This is a genomic window from Phocaeicola sp. HCN-40430 (assembly GCF_037890285.1).
Taxonomy (GTDB): Bacteria; Bacteroidota; Bacteroidia; order Bacteroidales; family Bacteroidaceae; genus Phocaeicola; species Phocaeicola acetigenes.
Window position 1 is genome coordinate 65,728 of record NZ_JBBKBS010000004.1, and the last position, 18,591, is coordinate 84,318.

16 protein-coding genes are annotated in these 18,591 nt (G+C 43.8%); 10 read left to right on the plus strand and 6 right to left on the minus strand.

Annotated features, from left to right (window positions below):
- Positions 1-25: 25 nt before the first annotated feature.
- On the plus strand, positions 26-1,480 hold the full coding sequence (locus tag WKU26_RS02755; RefSeq protein WP_340320816.1) for an ATP-binding cassette domain-containing protein: 1,455 nt from the start codon (positions 26-28) through the stop codon (positions 1,478-1,480).
- Positions 1,481-1,482: 2 nt separating this feature from the next.
- Here WKU26_RS02755 and WKU26_RS02760 read toward each other — a convergent pair whose 3' ends face one another.
- A complete protein-coding gene (locus tag WKU26_RS02760; RefSeq protein WP_340320817.1) occupies positions 1,483-1,863 on the minus strand; it encodes a 2-amino-4-hydroxy-6-hydroxymethyldihydropteridine diphosphokinase in 381 nt (126 codons plus the stop codon).
- 74 nt (positions 1,864-1,937) lie between these two features.
- On the opposite strand from WKU26_RS02760, the gene kdsB reads away from it, so the two are divergent.
- From kdsB to proS, 8 genes are all read left to right on the plus strand, one after another.
- The gene (kdsB, locus tag WKU26_RS02765) at positions 1,938-2,702 is read left to right on the plus strand and encodes a 3-deoxy-manno-octulosonate cytidylyltransferase (protein ID WP_178265853.1); all 765 of its coding nucleotides are present in this window, start codon (positions 1,938-1,940) and stop codon (positions 2,700-2,702) included.
- On the plus strand, positions 2,699-3,988 hold the full coding sequence (locus WKU26_RS02770; RefSeq protein ID WP_340320818.1) for a M16 family metallopeptidase: 1,290 nt from the start codon (positions 2,699-2,701) through the stop codon (positions 3,986-3,988). The genes kdsB and WKU26_RS02770 overlap by 4 nt, the downstream gene beginning before the upstream one ends.
- Positions 3,989-4,063: 75 nt before the next feature.
- Positions 4,064-5,185 carry an MORN repeat-containing protein gene (locus tag WKU26_RS02775; RefSeq protein WP_340320819.1) on the plus strand — a complete coding sequence of 374 codons (1,122 nt, stop codon included), beginning with the start codon at positions 4,064-4,066 and terminating at the stop codon, positions 5,183-5,185.
- A gap of 287 nt (positions 5,186-5,472) precedes the next feature.
- Positions 5,473-6,138 carry a DUF2461 domain-containing protein gene (locus tag WKU26_RS02780; RefSeq protein ID WP_178265873.1) on the plus strand — a complete coding sequence of 222 codons (666 nt, stop codon included), beginning with the start codon at positions 5,473-5,475 and terminating at the stop codon, positions 6,136-6,138.
- Between the two features lie 19 nt (positions 6,139-6,157).
- On the plus strand, positions 6,158-6,601 hold the full coding sequence (locus WKU26_RS02785) for a YhcH/YjgK/YiaL family protein (protein ID WP_178265850.1): 444 nt from the start codon (positions 6,158-6,160) through the stop codon (positions 6,599-6,601).
- A 14-nt stretch (positions 6,602-6,615) separates the two neighbouring features.
- Complete coding sequence (locus tag WKU26_RS02790; protein ID WP_340320820.1) at positions 6,616-8,628, plus strand: alpha amylase C-terminal domain-containing protein; 2,013 nt, start codon at positions 6,616-6,618, stop codon at positions 8,626-8,628.
- Between the two features lie 5 nt (positions 8,629-8,633).
- Complete coding sequence (locus WKU26_RS02795; RefSeq protein ID WP_340320821.1) at positions 8,634-9,782, plus strand: DUF6057 family protein; 1,149 nt, start codon at positions 8,634-8,636, stop codon at positions 9,780-9,782.
- Positions 9,783-9,894: 112 nt separating this feature from the next.
- A complete protein-coding gene (gene proS / locus WKU26_RS02800) occupies positions 9,895-11,385 on the plus strand; it encodes a proline--tRNA ligase (RefSeq protein ID WP_340320822.1) in 1,491 nt (496 codons plus the stop codon).
- Between the two features lie 98 nt (positions 11,386-11,483).
- On the opposite strand, the gene WKU26_RS02805 is transcribed toward proS, so the two are convergent.
- From WKU26_RS02805 to WKU26_RS02825, 5 genes are read right to left on the minus strand one after another with little or no spacing between them, the layout of a single operon-like run.
- Positions 11,484-12,041 (minus strand): phosphatase PAP2 family protein, encoded by a 558-nt coding sequence (locus WKU26_RS02805; RefSeq protein WP_269876553.1) that lies wholly within the window; start codon positions 12,039-12,041, stop codon positions 11,484-11,486.
- Entirely contained in the window at positions 12,038-12,412 is a 375-nt protein-coding gene (locus tag WKU26_RS02810) for a diacylglycerol kinase family protein (RefSeq protein WP_340320823.1), read from the minus strand. Before WKU26_RS02810 ends, WKU26_RS02805 begins: the two co-directional genes overlap by 4 nt.
- A 3-nt stretch (positions 12,413-12,415) precedes the next feature.
- Positions 12,416-13,174 (minus strand): exodeoxyribonuclease III, encoded by a 759-nt coding sequence (locus WKU26_RS02815; protein ID WP_178265872.1) that lies wholly within the window; start codon positions 13,172-13,174, stop codon positions 12,416-12,418.
- A 17-nt stretch (positions 13,175-13,191) separates the two neighbouring features.
- Entirely contained in the window at positions 13,192-13,893 is a 702-nt protein-coding gene (locus WKU26_RS02820; RefSeq protein WP_340320824.1) for a porin family protein, read from the minus strand.
- A 1-nt stretch (position 13,894) separates the two neighbouring features.
- The gene (locus tag WKU26_RS02825) at positions 13,895-15,682 is read right to left on the minus strand and encodes a LysM peptidoglycan-binding domain-containing protein (RefSeq protein ID WP_340320825.1); all 1,788 of its coding nucleotides are present in this window, start codon (positions 15,680-15,682) and stop codon (positions 13,895-13,897) included.
- Between the two features lie 79 nt (positions 15,683-15,761).
- Here WKU26_RS02825 and uvrA point away from each other — a divergent pair, with 79 nt between their 5' ends.
- Positions 15,762-18,590 carry an excinuclease ABC subunit UvrA gene (uvrA, locus tag WKU26_RS02830; protein WP_340320826.1) on the plus strand — a complete coding sequence of 943 codons (2,829 nt, stop codon included), beginning with the start codon at positions 15,762-15,764 and terminating at the stop codon, positions 18,588-18,590.
- Position 18,591 lies beyond the last annotated feature (1 nt).

The window sequence follows — 18,591 nt, forward strand, 5'->3', positions numbered from 1 at the left end:
TTTCTTTATTTATAGGAAGAACTTTATGAAAAAAGTAATAGAAATAGAAAATGGAGTAGCTCGTCATCCTCTTTACCGGTTGGGTGCTCCTATTAACCTTCAACTGCTGGAAGGCGAGCATTGGGCTATTGTAGGTCCTAATGGAGGAGGAAAAACTTTATTGGTCGAAACACTGACAGGCCGTTACCCTTTATTGAATAATGAAGTACGTTATGACTTTTCGCCTTCCTCTTCCAATTTGGTTTCCGATCATATCAAATACATCACCTTCCGCGACTCTTACGGAGAAGCTGATAGCACCTATTATTATCAGCAGCGTTGGAATTCGCATGATATTGACGATACTCCGCTGGTACGCGATTTGCTCCCTGAAAGTAAGGATGAAAGCCTGAAGAAAGTGCTTTACGATTTGTTTGGAGTAGAAGGGATGCTCGATAAACACATTATTCTGTTGTCGAGTGGAGAATTGCGTAAGTTTCAGCTGACAAAGACTCTGTTGGGTAATCCTCGTATACTGGTGATGGACAATCCTTTCATCGGACTGGATGCGAAGACGCGTTCTTTGTTGCATGACTTGTTGAAGAAACTGGTAGAACAGACCAAACTGCAGGTTATACTGGTGCTCTCCAAAAGTGACGATATTCCTGATTTTATTACTCATGTCGTATCGGTAAACAGTCGTATCTGCAGTCCGAAAATGACCTTGCAGGAATATGAGGCTTCCCGGCAGCCTGTTCCCGGCCGTGTGCTGAGCGAAGAAAAGCGGCAGCGCATTCTGACTCTTCCAGATAGAGCAGATACTTATTTATCATCCAGTGTAATACAGCTCAATCAGGTTTGCATCCGATACGGTGAACGTACCATTCTTTCCGGACTCGACTGGAGTGTGAACCGTGGAGAAAAATGGGCTTTGAGTGGAGAAAACGGAGCCGGAAAATCCACATTGCTCAGTCTGATCTGTGCCGATAATCCGCAAAGCTATGCCTGCGACATCACCCTTTTCGGATACAAGCGGGGAAGCGGAGAGAGTATATGGGATATCAAGAAACATATCGGTTACGTCAGTCCGGAGATGCACCGTTCTTATCTGAAGAATTTGCCTGCCATTGAAATTGTAGCGAGTGGTCTTCACGACTCTATCGGACTATACAAGAAGGTAAAGGATGAAGACCTGCAGATTTGCGAGTGGTGGATGGATATCTTTGGAGTGAAAGAATTGAAAGACCGCAGCTTCCTTCAACTCTCCAGCGGAGAACAGCGGATGATTCTGCTGGTGCGTGCTTTTGTAAAAGATCCGGAACTGCTGGTTCTCGACGAACCTCTTCATGGACTGGATTTATACAACCGCCGTCTGGTAAAGGATATCATAGAAACTTTCTGTCAGCGTCCGTCAAAGACTTTGGTGATGGTAACACATTATGAAGAAGAACTGCCGGATTGTATCGATCATCGTCTGTTTCTTCGTCGTTCCGGCAGATAAGTTTATTGCACAACCGATTGTAAAGCCTGCTGTACGTAGCTCTTTTTCAAGTCAGCAGGCTTTACAATTTCATCATCGTACGTCAGCAGGTCGATGTCCAGCGGTACAATTCCTTGCTGTTTGCCGGTAGCCGTTCTTCCGTGCCGGCTTTCTATCTTCTTGAATTCTTCTATAAGTTTTTCCTTGCTCAGAGTAGTATTCATCAAGGCTGCACGATTCAGGTAAGAACCGGAAGATGCGGTATCTTCTGCAGCCGTCTCTACCGCATTTCCCCAATGGATACCGGATGAGATTTTTTCGAGTTCCTGCTCTGCACTTTTCAAGTGTGCCACTCCGTTGTGGTTTGAACCTAAACAGATGAGGCAACGGTGACGCTGATTCATATTTGTAATGTTTTGGTCTGCAAAATTATATTTTTTTCTTAAATTTGCGTGTTATTAATAATGAGTATAAAGAAATGAAATTTATTGGAATTATTCCTGCAAGATATGCTTCCACCCGGTTCCCTGCTAAACCATTGGCCATATTGGGAGGAAAAACTGTTATTCAGAGAGTGTACGAACAAGTAGTCGGTGTACTTGATGAGGCTTATGTAGCAACCGACGATGTTCGGATAGAAGAAGCCGTAAAGGCTTTTGGTGGAAAAGTAGTAATGACATCAGTAGACCATAAGAGCGGAACCGACCGTTGTTATGAGGCCTTCTGTAAGGTGGGGAGCGGATACGATGTCATTGTCAATATACAAGGCGACGAACCTTTTATACAGCGTTCGCAGCTGGAAGCGATTAAAGCTTGTTTTGAAGATGATGCAACCCAGATTGCTACTTTGGTCAAACCGTTTACTCCGGAAGACGGATTCGATGCACTCGAAAACGTCAATTCCCCAAAAGTGGTAGTCAACCGTAATATGAATGCATTGTATTTCAGCCGTTCCATCATCCCTTATCAGCGGAATAAGGAAAAGATAGAATGGTTGAGCGGACATACCTATTACAAGCATATCGGACTTTATGCTTACCGTGCAGCTGTGTTGAAAGAAATTACCGCTTTGCCTCAGAGTTCTCTGGAACTGGCTGAGTCGCTTGAACAGCTCAGATGGCTGGAAAACGGATATACGATAAAGGTAGGAATCACTACGGTAGAGACAATAGGAATCGATACTCCTCAGGATTTGGTTCGTGCAGAACAGTTCTTACAAGCACATAAAGAAATTATAGGATGAAGCTGGATAGAACTGTAGCCCCGAAGATTTGTCAGATAGACCATTTTTCTATTGAGAAGCCCCAGCTTCATGTCATGCGAAACGGTATGCCCCTGAATATTATTCAGGCGGGTAGTGAGGATGTTGTACGCTTCGACCTGCTGATTCAAGGAGGACAATGGAACCAGGAACAACCCTTGCAGGCGATGTTTACAAACCGTATGCTGCGCGAAGGTACATCGAGTATGAGTTCTGCCGAAATAGCGGAGAAACTCGATTATTATGGCGCGTGGCTCGATTTGTCATCTTCTGTCAATTATGGTTTCGTCACCCTCTATTCACTGGTAAAATATTTTCCGCAGACTCTTGAAATATTGGCTTCTATGGTGAAGGAACCGGTTTTTCCGGAGAAAGAACTTCAAGTGGTAACGGAAATCAACAAGCAGCAGTATCTGGTCAACTCGGAGCGGGTAGAGGTTCTGGCACGCAAGCAGTTGAATCGGTCTTTGTTCGGCAACTCGCATCCGTTGGGACGCTATGCCGAGTTGGAAGATTACGACCGCATAACTCCTGAGATACTGAAACGTTTTTATCAGACCTGCTATCATTCGGCCAACTGTTCGGCTTATGTTTCCGGAAAGGTAACTCCAGAGGTCGTTCGTTGCATCGAACAGCAATTTGGCGATGCTGCATGGGGAGATGTTTCCCAACGAGTGCATCACGGAGAGTTTGCTGCGGCCCCCGACGACCGTAAGCGTGTTTTCATTGAGAAGGAAGAGGCGCTGCAAGGTTCTGTCAAGATGGGTGGATTCTCTTTGAATCGTATGCATCCGGATTATTTGAAGTTGCGCGTACTCATTACTTTGTTCGGTGGATATTTCGGCAGCCGTTTGATGTCCAACATCCGGGAAGAAAAAGGATATACCTATGGCATCAGTGCCGGAGTAGTCTGTTATCCTGATACAGGTGTGCTGGTTATTAGCACTGAAGCTGCCAATGAATATGTAGAACCTCTCATTGCCGAAGTGTATAAGGAAATAGATATCCTGCGTACTGAGCGGGTAGACGAGAAAGAACTGGATATGGTACGCAACTACATGTTGGGCGATATGTGCCGTTCTTATGAAAGTGCCTTCTCCTTGTCGGATGCATGGATTTTCATTGAAACTTCGGGCTTAGACAATCAGTTCTTCGACCGTTCGGTGAAGGCTATCAGAGAAGTGACCGCCGATGAAATCAGACAGCTTGCCGAAAAGTATTTGTGCAAAGAAAACTTAATAGAGGTGGTTGCAGGTAAAAAAGTGTAATGATATGGGAATGGTATCTTTTTAAAATCTTATTTTTGGCTATCATTTCATTTTAAAAACAGAAGAATATCAAGCATGCGTAAATATATTTATTTGTTGTTCGCTTTCATGATGTGGGGAAATGTGTCGTCGTTTGCCCAATTGTCATTAGGTTATTATCAGTTTAAGGATGGTTCGGAATATACCGGTGAGCTGAAAGGCCGCCGTCCCAATGGAAAAGGCCGTACCGTTTATAAGAACGGAGATATTTACGAAGGCGAATACGTAAAGGGGAAACGGGAAGGAGAAGGAACCTGGATCTCTGCCGATGGAAAAAAATACGTAGGACAATGGTTTCAGGACCAGCGTCACGGAAGAGGAACTTTCTACTTCATGAACAATAATCGCTATGAAGGAATGTGGTATGCCGATACTCAGGAAGGAGAGGGAACCATGTCTTATTATAATGGCGATGTATATGTGGGAGTATGGCATCGGGACAAGCGAAACGGACAGGGTGTATATACCTGGAAGGGAGGAGCGAAGTACGAAGGAGAGTGGAAGGAAGACCTGAAAGACGGAAAGGGAGTAATGACCTGGGAAGACGGCTCGAGTTACGATGGAGAATGGAAAAACGGGTATCGTGAAGGAAAAGGTACGTTCTATTATACGAATGGTGATAAATATGTAGGCGACTGGAGCGATGATGTGCAAGATGGAAAAGGTGTTTATTATTTCCAGAACGGCGAACGCTACGAAGGCGATTATGTGGAGGGAGAGCGCACCGGACAGGGTGTATATACCTATCCTAATGGCGATAAGTATGTAGGTCAGTTCCGCAATGGCTGGAGAGAAGGCATCGGTACATTTACCTGGTCGAATGGAGCTATATACGAAGGCTCCTGGAAAAAGAACCAGCGTTCGGGAAAAGGACATTATAAATGGGGAAATGGCGATGAGTACGAAGGTGAGTGGAAAAACGATCTGGCAGAAGGAAAAGGAGTGTTGCGTACTCAAGATGGTTCAGTATACACCGGCAATTTCTCTAAAGGAAAAGAGAATGGAGCGGGAGTACTTGTCACCAAGAACGGTACACGTTTTGAAGGAAACTTTAAGAATGGTCTGAAAGACGGTGATTTCCTTGAAAAAGATGCTACTGGCAAGTTGATACGGAAATGTGTATATCGCTCCGGACGTTTGTTGAGCGAACAGAAATAAACGGTAACGAGACAAGATAAAGAATAGCATGTTTTATGCTGTATGATTGGGCCGGCGACGTTGATTGCATAATCAGTGTCGCCGGCTTTGTATTTGACGCCGTCGGCTGTGCAGCCGGCGACGTCGGATAAAGAAGGATACAAATCATAAACATGGCATATAATTGTATCACAGAATATGCAGAACTCTTTCATAAAGAAGGGTATTCCGATAAAATGCTTCCTTTTATTTCGCTTTATCAAAATATATTTGTATGTTTGTGTTACTTAATATATAGTAGAAAAATGATGCATATACAGGGAATCTTGGACTTTCTGAAACAACTGGCAGTCAACAATAACCGTGAGTGGTTTCAAGCACATAAGGATACTTATCTGTCTGTTCAAAAAGACTTTGAAGACCTGCTTGCCCTTGTTATTGCACGCATTTCCTTATTCGACGATTCTGTGGCTCACGTACAGCCGCGCGACTGTACTTATCGGATTTATAGAGACGTCCGTTTTTCGGCCGACAAATCTCCTTATAAGACACATATAGGCGGATATATCAATGCCCGTGGAAAGAAATCCAATCATTGTGGGTATTATATTCATCTGGAGCCGGGTAATTGTATGCTGGCAGGGGGAAGTTGGTGCATGCCTCCTGCAATGCTGAAGGCAGTCCGTCAGTCGGTATTCGACAATATTGATGAATATCGCTCCATTGTAGAAGATCCGGAGTTCAGGAAGTACTTTCCTGTAGTAGGGGAGGAACATCTGAAAACGGTACCGAAAGGGTTTCCGAAGGATTTTCCTTATGCCGCGTATCTGAAGTGTAAGGATTATACAGTGTCTTATCGTATTCCGGATTCGTTTTACGACAATCCGGATTTTATGGATGAAATAGCAAATGTATTCTGTCAGTTGAAGCGTTTTGCTGATTTCACCAACGAGACAATCGATGATTTAGAGTAAAAACTTTTAACCGTGTACTATGATTATAGATAGAATAGAAAATATAGAGAAATATCTTTCCCTTCATCCGCTTTTTGCTCAGGCTATAGAGTTCCTGAAATCTGCTCAGTTGCAGAATCTTGAGCCTGGACGTATTGTCTTGAAAGAAAATGATTTGTATGTAAATGTCGATCAGACTACTCCCAAGCGGAAAGAAGATGCCAAATTGGAAACTCACAACTGTTTCATAGATATACAGCTTCCTTTGTCGGATGTGGAGACCATCGGATATGCTCCCCGGGCAGAACTGGATGAAGCTGTATATGAGGCAGACCGTGACATTACTTTTTATGATACTCCGGCCGCTGATTATTTTCTGCTGAAACCGGGTATGTTTGCTGTCTTTTTCCCCGAAGATGCACATGCACCGGCCATAACGGAAAAAGGAGTAAAAAAGATTGTAATAAAAGTTCGTGTAAACTAAAATAAACTACTGCTATGGATAAAGTATTAAACATCATCAAGAATGACCCGTGGTTGGAACCTTATAAAGAGGCTATTACAGGTAGACATCAACATGCTCTCGACAAGGAAAAAGAACTTGTAGGCAAGAAAACGCTGTCCGATTTTGCTTCCGGATATATGTATTTCGGATTGCATCGTACAGACAAGGGATGGACCTTCCGTGAATGGGCTCCGAATGCAACGGCCATTTATTTAATTGGTGACTTTAATGACTGGAAAGAACAGCCGAAGTTTAAACTGAAAAGAGTTCGGAAAAGCAATAACTGGGAGGTAAACTTGCCGGCCGACATGATTAAGCATGGCGATTTTTATAAGCTGAAAGTGTATTGGGAAGGTGGTTGCGGCGAACGTATTCCGGCATGGGCCAATAGAGTGGTGCAGGACGAACAAACCAAAATCTTTACAGCTCAGGTATGGGAACCCGAGAAGCCTTATAAGTTTAAGAAAAAGGTTTTTGTGCCTAATGTTTCTCCTCTGATGATATACGAATGCCATATCGGTATGGCACAAGATGCAGAGAAGGTGGGTTCTTATAATGAGTTCAGAGAAAATATTCTTCCCCGAATAGCAAAAGACGGATACAACTGTATTCAGATAATGGCTATACAGGAGCATCCTTATTATGGTAGCTTTGGTTATCATGTATCCAGTTTCTTTGCTCCTTCTTCTCGTTTTGGTACACCGGAAGAACTGAAATTGCTGATTGATACAGCACACCAGATGGGTATTGCTGTGATTATGGATATTGTACATTCGCACGCTGTGAAGAACGAACTGGAAGGTTTGGGTAACTTTGCCGGAGATCCTTGTCAGTATTTCTATCAGGGCGACCGCAGAGAACATCCGGCATGGGATTCACTTTGCTTTGATTATGGAAAGAATGAGGTGATTCATTTCTTGTTGTCCAACTGCAAGTATTGGCTGGAGGAATTCCATTTCGACGGATTCCGTTTCGATGGAGTTACTTCCATGTTGTATTACAGTCACGGACTGGGTGAAGCATTCTGCAATTATGGTGATTATTTCAATGGTTCGCAGGACGACAATGCGATTTGTTATCTTACTTTGGCCAACAAGTTGATTCATCAGGTAAATCCTCGTGCCATCACAATTGCCGAAGAAGTATCGGGAATGCCTGGACTGGCTGCTCCTTTTGCCGATGGCGGATATGGTTTCGATTATCGTATGGCCATGAATATTCCTGATTACTGGATTAAGATTATAAAAGAGCGTCGTGATGAAGACTGGAAGCCTTCAAGTCTGTTCTGGGAGGTAACAAACCGACGGAGTGATGAAAAGACTATTTCTTATTGCGAGAGCCACGACCAGGCTTTGGTGGGCGATAAGACTATTATCTTCCGTCTGGTTGATGCGGATATGTACTGGCATTTCAAGAAAGGTGATGAAAATGGAGTGGTACAGCGTGGTATTGCCTTGCATAAGATGATTCGTCTGCTTACGGCTTCTACGATCAACGGTGGATATCTTAACTTTATGGGAAATGAATTCGGTCATCCGGAATGGATTGATTTCCCGCGTGAAGGAAACGGATGGTCTCATAAATATGCGCGCCGCCAGTGGAATCTGGTAGACAATAAAGAGTTGTGCTATCATTATCTGGGCGATTTCGATGAGGCTATGGTACATCTGTTGGAGAGTGTGAGAAATATCCAGAAGACGGATGTCGTAGAAATATGGCACAATGACGATGACCAGATTTTGGCTTTCCGCCGTAAAGATTTGATTTTTGTGTTTAATTTCAATCCTACTCGTTCGTTTACCGACTATGGATTCCTTGTACCGCGTGGTGAATACCGGGTAGTATTGAATACAGACGACAAACGATTCGGTGGCTTTGGTTTCGCCGACGATACAGTACCTCACTTTACTTGTGCCGATCCGTTGTATGCCAAAGAGAGAAAAGAATGGCTTAAACTATACGTTCCGGCACGTTCGGCTGTCGTCCTTAAACGAGTGAAAGTGTGATTTATATGAGTAAATATATTCTACCGTACGAGAAGGCCGCCCGCATACAAACCGTAGTGTGCGGTCTTCTTTTTTCTGTCTTTAGCTTTGTTTATTTGTATGTCTTCCAGCGCGATATTCTGGAGGCTGTTCATTTTTCCCTGGCTCATGGAAAAACCCACTTTGCTCCTATGGCAAGTGCGGTGGTGATTACATTCATCTTGATTCTGTTGCGGTGGGGAGTGAACAGTTTGTTGGGTTTGAAAGGTATAGTGCGTTCTGTAGCTTATTTCCCTTCTTTTCTTATATTGGGCGCCTTGACAGATATAAGCAGAGACATATACATGGATTCTTATCGAGGCTATTGGCTGTGGTTGTTACCACTGATACTTTTGGTATTTATTGGTACTGCCTATTCCCTGCGCCGTATTTTCAGAGTACAACTGAATAAAGAATATTCCTTTATGACTCTGATGAATAGTAATCTGATCATTTTGCTGGTATGGGCTCTTATGACTGTTGGAATTGGAAATTCCGACCGTAATTTTCATCATGAATTGGCAGTAGAGCGCTGTTTGCGTGCCAAAAAGTATGAAGATGCGTTGAAGGTAGGAGAGCGTTCGTTGGAAGCAACACGTACGCTGACGGCCCTCAGAGCTTATGCATTGGCTCATGTCGGACAGATGGGTGACCGGCTTTTTGCATATCCCCAGTATTATAAATCGGAGGGATTGTTCTTTTCCGGTGATTCGTTGCATGACTTGCGTTATACCAATGATTCCATTTATCATTATCTGGGAGCACGGCCATACGAGAACGAAAGCAAACTTCTCTTTTTGCAGCATATATGTGATAGGGAGATAGGGAAATATACATCTTTGGATTACTATTTGTCGGCCTTGCTGTTGGATAAGAAACTGAAGGACTTTGCTGGTGCCATGTGTGAATTTTATGAGGAGAATACACGCATTCCCCGTTATTATCAGGAAGCTTTGGTGATGTATCAGAGTACTCATCCGGAATATACTTGTTTGGCTACAGACAGTACAATAGTTCAGAGATTCGATGCTTATAAGACCCGGCAGAAGGATTTTGCTTCTCCTGTAGAGGAAGAGAATAGGATGCGCCGGGAATTTGGCGACACCTATTGGTGGTATTATGATTATCAGAAGTAAAAAAGGATGGACCGGATAGTACTTTTTTAAGGAAGTTGCTCTCTATCCAAGTCTTTTTTACTACTTTTGTATCCTCAAAAAATAAGCTTAAGATAAATATAACATTATAACTATGGCAAAAGAATTGAAAGATCTTACCAAAAGAAGTGAAAACTATTCACAATGGTATAATGATTTGGTGGTAAAGGCTGATTTGGCAGAACAGTCACCGGTACGTGGCTGTATGGTTATCAAGCCTTACGGATATGCTATTTGGGAAAAAATGCAGCGTATATTGGATGATATGTTTAAGGCAACTGGCCATGTCAATGCTTATTTCCCTCTGTTGATTCCGAAATCATATTTGAGTCGTGAAGCTGAACATGTAGAAGGCTTTGCTAAAGAGTGTGCCGTAGTAACTCATTATCGTTTGAAAAATGCAGAAGATGGTTCGGGTGTGATTGTAGACCCTGCGGCAAAGTTGGAAGAAGAGTTGATTATTCGTCCTACTTCTGAAACCATTATCTGGAGTACATATAAGAACTGGATTAACTCATATCGTGATCTGCCTATCCTGTGTAACCAGTGGGCTAACGTAATGCGTTGGGAAATGCGTACCCGTCTGTTCTTGCGTACAGCCGAATTCTTGTGGCAGGAAGGACATACAGCACATGCTACTCGCGAAGAAGCTGAAGCTGAAGCGCAGAAGATGTTGCATGTGTATGGCGATTTTGCAGAAAAATACATGGCTGTTCCTGTTGTGAAAGGTGTGAAATCGGCTAACGAACGTTTTGCCGGTGCATTGGATACATATACCATCGAAGGTTTGATGCAGGACGGTAAAGCATTGCAGTGTGGTACTTCTCATTTCTTGGGACAGAACTTTGCAAAGGCTTTCAATGTACAGTTTGTTGACAAAAATAATAAACTGGATTATGTATGGGCTACTTCATGGGGTGTATCTACCCGTTTGATGGGAGCTCTGATTATGACTCACTCTGATGACAATGGTTTGGTACTTCCTCCGCACCTGGCTCCGATACAGGTAGTAATTGTTCCTATTTACAAGAACGATGAACAGTTGAAGCAGATTGATGCGAAGGTAGAAGGTATTGTCAACAACTTGCGTGCAATGGGTATTTCTGTGAAGTACGACAATGCAGACAACAAACGTCCGGGATTTAAATTTGCCGACTATGAGTTGAAGGGTGTACCTGTACGTCTTGTTATGGGTGGTCGTGACCTGGAAAACAATACAATGGAAGTAATGCGTCGTGATACACTGGAGAAAGAAACACGTACTTGCGACGGAATTGAAGAATATGTGAAGAATCTGTTGGAAGAAATTCAGGCTAACATTTATCAGAAGGCTCTGAAGTATCGTAACGAACACATCGTGAAAGTGGATACTTACGATGAATTTAAAGAACAGATTGAGAAAGGTGGCTTTATCTTGGCTCACTGGGATGGAACTACCGAAACCGAAGAACGTATCAAGGAAGAAACAAAGGCTACTATCCGCTGTCTGCCTTTCGATGCAGACGAAGAAAGCCTTACTCCGGGTGTGGATATGGTTACAGGTAAACCATCTGCTCGCCGTGTATTGTTTGCTCGTGCATATTAATAAAGATACTCAAGGAATATCAAAAAAGGGATATGTCTGCATGATGTGGACATATCCCTTTTTATTGATTGCAGGTTGAGGATAGACAAAGGATTCTGTCAGAATGTGAGTGAAGTATAAAAGCCATAGCAGCCGTTTCCTGCTGTGGGCGATATTACGAGGTTATGCTTTTGTGCAAAAGGGCGTGTAAAGAGGTATGAACTTCCGGCGCCGATAACAGCTCCTGCAGCCACGTCCCACCAGTCGTGCTTTTTCCCATATACACGGCTCCATCCTACATAAGTCGATACAATATAGGAAGGAAGTCCCCATTTCCACCCGTATCTGCGCTGAATAAAAGTGGCTGCTGCAAAAGAAGTGGAAGTATGCATTGAAGGGAAAGAATGGTTGTCGCTATGATCCGGACGCTCTTTATGAACGGCATATTTCAGTGCGTACGTGATTCCTATCGTGGTGATTCCTGCCAATGCACCTTGTTTAAGACCTTGCCAGTCTTTTTCTATCAGCACAGCAGTCAGCCCGGCTACAGGCAGGAGTGCGGCTCCTATATCGCCCGAAGTCCGTATAGCTTTTCTCTGTGAGCTTACTTCTATCGTTTGAGCTTGTAATATTTCTGTAGACAGTATCAGAAGAAGCAGGAGGGCTGTTTTTTTCATAAGAGGGTGAGTTTCGGTAAAAATATAATCAGTCCTGTGATAGCAGCAGCGATGGATAAGATTAAAACAGCTCCTGCTGCCAGATCTTTTGTGCGTTTGATGGCTTCGTTGTATTCCGGAGAAACCAAGTCCGATAACGCCTCTATGGAAGAATTGATGGCTTCGGCGGCCAGTACTGTACCAATGGCTACGACTATAAACAGCCATTCTGTAGAAGACAACCCGATGAGGCTTCCGGCTACAATTACACATAAAGCTACGCTTGCATGTATCCATGCATTATGCTCATAGCGTAAAAGAAGAAAAACGCCTTTAAAAGCATAACGGAAGCTTTTCAGGCGTTTCTTTAGGGTAAATCCACTATTCTTCATTGATTAAAAATTGACGGTTACTTCTACCGGACAATGGTCGGAACCGTAAATCTCTGTATGAATCTTGGCTCCTTCCAGTTTGTCTGCCAATCGTGCTGAGGCAAGGAAGTAATCAATACGCCACCCTGCATTCTTTTCGCGCGCCTTAAAACGGTACGACCACCAGGAATAGATACTCTCCTGTGTAGGATAGAAATGGCGGAATGTATCAATAAATCCACTGTCCAATAAGGTTTGGAACTTCTCCCGTTCCTGATCGGTAAATCCGGCATTCATACGGTTGGTCTTGGGATTTTTCAAATCAATCTCTTTATGAGCCACATTCAAGTCGCCGCAAACCAATACAGGTTTCTTCTCATCAAGACTTTTCAGATACTGACGGAAATCGTCTTCCCATGTCATTCTATAGTCCAGTCTCTTTAAGCCATCCTGAGAGTTGGGCGTATATACAGTCACCAGATAGAATTCAGGCATTTCAAGAGTGATGACACGTCCTTCATGGTCGTGTTCATCAATTCCTAAGCCATAACTGACGGACAGCGGTTGATGACGAGTAAAAATAGCTGTTCCCGAATATCCTTTCTTTTCGGCATAGTTCCAATAAGAATTATAACCCTCGAAAGCTAAGTCGAGTTGTCCCTCTTGCATTTTTGTTTCCTGCAGACAGAAGAAGTCGGCATTCAGTTCGTTGAATATTTCACGGAACCCTTTGTCGCAACATGCACGCAGTCCGTTTACATTCCAGGATATAAGTTTCATAATGATAATAGTCTTGTTATTTATTTCTTTAAGTCGAAAAGATACGTTACTCTTCCTCCGATATAAGAGTGTGCGGAGCGACTGAACGGATCTTTTTTAGTACTGTGATAAAAGTCACTAAGTCCAAAGTAATAGCGGGCTTCTATAAGAAAATTACCAATTCCGGTGCGTATTTCTGCACCTGCACCACCTACAATTCCATAATCGAATTTTACTTCTGCTTTTTTCCCGTATTCGTTTCCCCATCCGTCAGGACGCATTTCAGGATGCCAGGATGTACTGTAAGTTTCCTTTTCGCTGAGGAGGAAGCCAATCTGTGGTCCTAAGTTCAAGATGAAACGTGCTCCATTTCCTTTATCCTTTCCAAAAGCCAGATGAGCCAGCAAGGGAATTTCCACATAGTTCATCTTGCGCATATAAGTATCTCCGCTTTCATCTTCAATCTTCTCTGTCCATCCTCTTTGTGAGAAGTTCAGTTCGGCCTGCAATCCGCAAATCATCTTGAAGTATTTCTCAGAGATGTATCGTGCGGTTACTCCAAAAGAAGGAGTAATCATTGACTTTTGGGGAATACTTGGGTCGAAGCTGACAGAGCTGAGGTTCACTCCTCCATTGACACCAATAGAGAAATTGCTTCGTTCGTCTTGAAGCTGTGCATGCAGTGGCAAACTGGTTAAACTGCCTGCCAGGCCTATCAAGGCAATAATAAATTGTTTTCTCATGTTATTCAAAGTCGAGTTTAATCAGTTCATAGTCTTTTGTGAAGTGAACAAAGAATACTTTACGGTTGATGAAGCCGCCCCAATTGTTTACTCGTTCAAATTTGAATCCGGTCTGTATGGGGACTACCTCTATTCTGTTCAGATTGCTTTCCAGTTCATTTCCTTCCTGAGCCAGTCCCTTCATGAAGAAGTAGCCGATGTCGAATCCCAGCATACCATATTTGGGGAAGGTATTCGACATATCTTTACTGTACCAGTGGCGGTATGTCTGTGTAAAGTTGATTGCTGCCGGGAACAGATTGTTTGTATAGAACGAAGAATAGAAGTAAGTATCCAGTTCATAGAAACTTGCCAAGTGATCCTGGGTGTAAGTTTGCCATTCCGGATAGCCAAACAAGTGCATATCGAAATGCGGATGCTCACGACGTACCATGCTGAGGTGAGGCAACAGTCTGGTCAATGCTGTATTCTTACCCGAAGTAGGGATAAAGATTGTTTGTGCCGTAGTATCCATTGCGGCAATTACTTTATTAGGATCTATTTCGTTGCCCAACTGCAGTTGAGTAAACTTGACTTTGTTGTCTTTTAGCTCCGCTTTCAGTCCTTTGATGAATTCCGCTTTTTCCCGATCTCCGCTTCCGTCGTCAAGGAAAATCACGTTATTGTTCTTGAACTTACGGAGGAAGTGTTCGTATACTTCAGAATAAAGATAAGACTGAGGTGTATTCACCTGATAAATCATCGGGTTATTGAAAACTTGATCCACTTTAGGAGTAAATGGAATCACCAGACGGATCTGATGCTTTTCTGCAAACTGAGCCAATGGCTTGATTGTTTCTCCACTGGCAACTCCGAAGATAATATCCATATCCTCCATTGTTTTCTGTGACAAGATGGAGTTGATGGTGGAAGTGGTTCCATTTGTATCGAATGTATAGATATCCATAGATACTCCCTGCTTCTTCAAACTGTCTACAGCAATCAGGAATCCTTCGTAAAACTCTGTAATTCGTGACTGTTCTGCCTGTGAGGTGGAAGAGCTCAACTTCAGTGGAAGCATAACAGCCGCTTTGATGGTCTTGATAGACTTACGGCCTGCCTTACTTTCATTGAAAAGCTCTTCATTGGTTGGAGCATTAGACGGCTGAGATACAGTATTCCCTGTAGCAGTCTGTTTCGGATAAGGAATAAACAGAAAACGTCCCTTTTTCAGCTTTCCGTTTCTCAGCTCCGGATTTGCCTCTATCAGCTCTTCCTCTGTGATTCCATACATGCGGCTGATGCTGTAGATTGTTTCTTTACGCTGCACTTTGTGCATGTCTCTCCAGTCGTTTTTCCGTACTTCCGGTGCCGGTGTGTGCGTTGCCGCTACAGCAGGCTGGCTTTCTTCCTGCATGGGAATAGATATTACTTGTCCGATACGGAAATTGCTGGCACTCAGTCCGGGATTGGCTGCACAGATAGCCTGAGCAGTTACATTATACTTCACAGTCAGTTGATACAATGTTTCACCAGCCTGTATGGTATGAAATGTTTTATTGCTCTTGTTGGATGACTGAGTTTGAGGTATTTTCAGCACTTCTCCGGCACGTATGCGGGCGTCACTGCCAGGGTTCAGCTGTATGATGTCTTGGGTAGATACATTGTACATGCTGGCAATGGAATATAAACTTTGTCCTTTCGTCACAGTGTGCAAAAAGTACCCGTTGCTGCTTTGAGCCTGCACAGGCAGATTAAGACTGCCTAAAGATAAAGCCAGAGAAAAACAAATTGTATGAATAAATTTCATTTTGGACTTAGTATTTGTTGAAAGACAAAAGTACAAAAAAAAGACTTATCTTTGCAAGGATATCATCTATTTTAAGGATATGACAGAAGGAAAAGAAACGATAAGCGTGTATGGAGCGCGCGTACACAATTTAAAGGACATAGATGTAGAGATACCGCGTGACAGCCTGACAGTGATTACAGGCTTGAGTGGCAGCGGAAAATCGTCGTTGGCTTTTGATACGATTTTTGCGGAAGGACAGCGGCGGTACATCGAAACTTTTTCTGCGTATGCCCGAAATTTTCTGGGCGGAATGGAGCGTCCGGATGTAGACAAGATTACCGGACTGAGCCCGGTTATTTCGATAGAGCAAAAGACAACAAACAAGAATCCACGTTCTACGGTAGGTACTACTACCGAAATATACGATTACCTGCGACTGCTGTTTGCACGTGCCGGAACGGCCTATTCTTATCTTTCCGGTGAGAAGATGGTGAAATATACGGAAGAGCAGATTATCGAACTGATTTACCGCGATTACAAAGGAAAGCGCATTTTTGTACTGGCTCCTCTGGTGAGAACCCGTAAGGGACATTACAAGGAACTTTTCGAGCAGATTCGCAAGAAAGGTTATCTGTATGTGCGGGTAGACGGAGAGGTCCGTGAGATAGTACACGGAATGAAGCTGGACCGTTATAAGAATCACAACATCGAGGTTGTAATCGATAAAACCATTGTTACAGACAAAGAAGACAAACGCCTCCGTCAGAGTGTGGCAACAGCCATGCAGCAAGGCGACGGGCTCTTGATGATTCTGGATGCGCAGACAGAAAGTGTACGCCATTACAGCAAACGCCTGATGTGTCCGGTTACAGGACTTTCTTACAAAGAACCGGCACCTCACAACTTTTCTTTCAATTCACCTCAAGGAGCTTGTCCGCGATGCAAGGGACTGGGGTATGTCAATCTGATTGATGTCGACAAAGTCATTCCCGACCGCTCATTGTCTGTATACGAAGGGGCAGTGGCACCTTTAGGGAAATATAAGAATGCCATGATATTCTGGCAGCTGGAGGCTTTGCTGGAGAAGTACGATGCAACCCTGAAAACTCCGGTAGCCGAATTGCCCGAAGATGCCATCAATGATATCTTGTACGGCTCCGATGAGCGTCTGAAAATAAAAAGCAGCCTCATCCATACATCGTCCGATTATTTTGTGACATACGATGGAATTGTGAAATACATTCAGCTGATGCAGGACAAAGATGCATCGGCTACCGCACAGAAGTGGGCCGACCAGTTTGCAAAGACAGACGTTTGTCCGGAATGTAAGGGTGCACGCCTGAACAAGGAAGCGCTCTATTTCCGTATTCACGATAAAAACATTTATCAGCTCGCAACGATGGACATCAGCGAACTGTACGAATGGCTGATGCAGGTAGATGCTCATCTGGAGAGTAAGCAGCAGATTATTGCAGCTGAAATCTTGAAGGAAATCCGTACGCGTCTGAAGTTCCTGCTCGATGTAGGACTGGATTATCTGTCCCTCAACCGTTCGTCGGTCAGCCTGTCGGGAGGAGAAAGCCAGCGTATCCGTCTGGCTACACAAATTGGTTCTCAGCTGGTCAATGTGCTTTATATCCTCGACGAGCCCAGTATCGGTCTGCATCAGCGCGATAACTTGCGTCTGATAAACTCGCTGAAAGAATTGAGAGACTTGGGTAACTCTGTCGTTGTAGTAGAGCATGATAAAGATATGATGCTGGCTTCAGATTATATCGTAGACATGGGACCGAAAGCCGGCAGACTGGGAGGAGAGGTCGTCTTTGCAGGTACACCCGAGGAAATGTTGCGTACCGATACACTGACTTCGCAATACCTCAACGGAAAAATGCAGATAGAGGTGCCGGAACATCGCAGAGAAGGAAACGGAAAATCAATCTGGCTGCGTGGAGCCTGCGGTAACAATCTGAAGAATGTAGATGTAGAGTTTCCGCTTGGCAAACTGATTTGTGTGACCGGTGTATCGGGTAGTGGAAAATCTACTTTAATAAACGATACCTTGCAGCCTATTCTTTCCCAGCATTTCTACCGCTCTTTACAGGATCCGTTGCCGTATGGAAGTATAGAAGGCTTGGAGTATATAGACAAGGTTGTCAATGTAGACCAGTCTCCTTTAGGACGTACTCCGCGTTCCAATCCGGCTACTTATACGGGGGTATTCTCCGACATCCGCAATCTGTTTGTAGGTCTGCCGGAAGCCAAGATCAGAGGATACAAACCGGGACGTTTCTCCTTCAATGTATCGGGAGGACGCTGTGAGGCATGTGGCGGAAATGGATACAAGACCATCGAAATGAACTTCCTGCCGGATGTGCTGGTGCCTTGCGAGGTGTGTCACGGCAAGCGTTATAACAGAGAAACACTGGAAGTACGCTACAAGGGAAAATCGATTGCCGATATTTTGGATATGACCATCAACCGGGCTGTAGAGTTCTTTGAAAATGTACCGCAGGTATTGAACAAGATTAAAGTACTGCAAGAGGTTGGTTTGGGATATGTCCGGTTGGGACAGCCGTCTACCACACTTTCGGGAGGAGAAAGCCAGCGTGTAAAACTGGCTACGGAACTTTCCAAACGCGATACGGGAAAGACCTTGTATATTCTCGACGAACCTACTACGGGACTTCATTTCGAAGACATTCGTGTGTTGATGACCGTACTGAACCGTCTGGTGGATAAGGGCAATACGGTAATTGTCATCGAACACAATCTGGATGTCATCAAGATGGCCGATTATATCATTGATATGGGGCCTGAAGGAGGAAAAGGAGGCGGCCAGCTCTTGTCGTGTGGTACACCGGAAGAAGTGGCCTGCTGTGACAAAGGATATACACCTGAATTTATTAAAGAAGAATTGGGAATGTAAT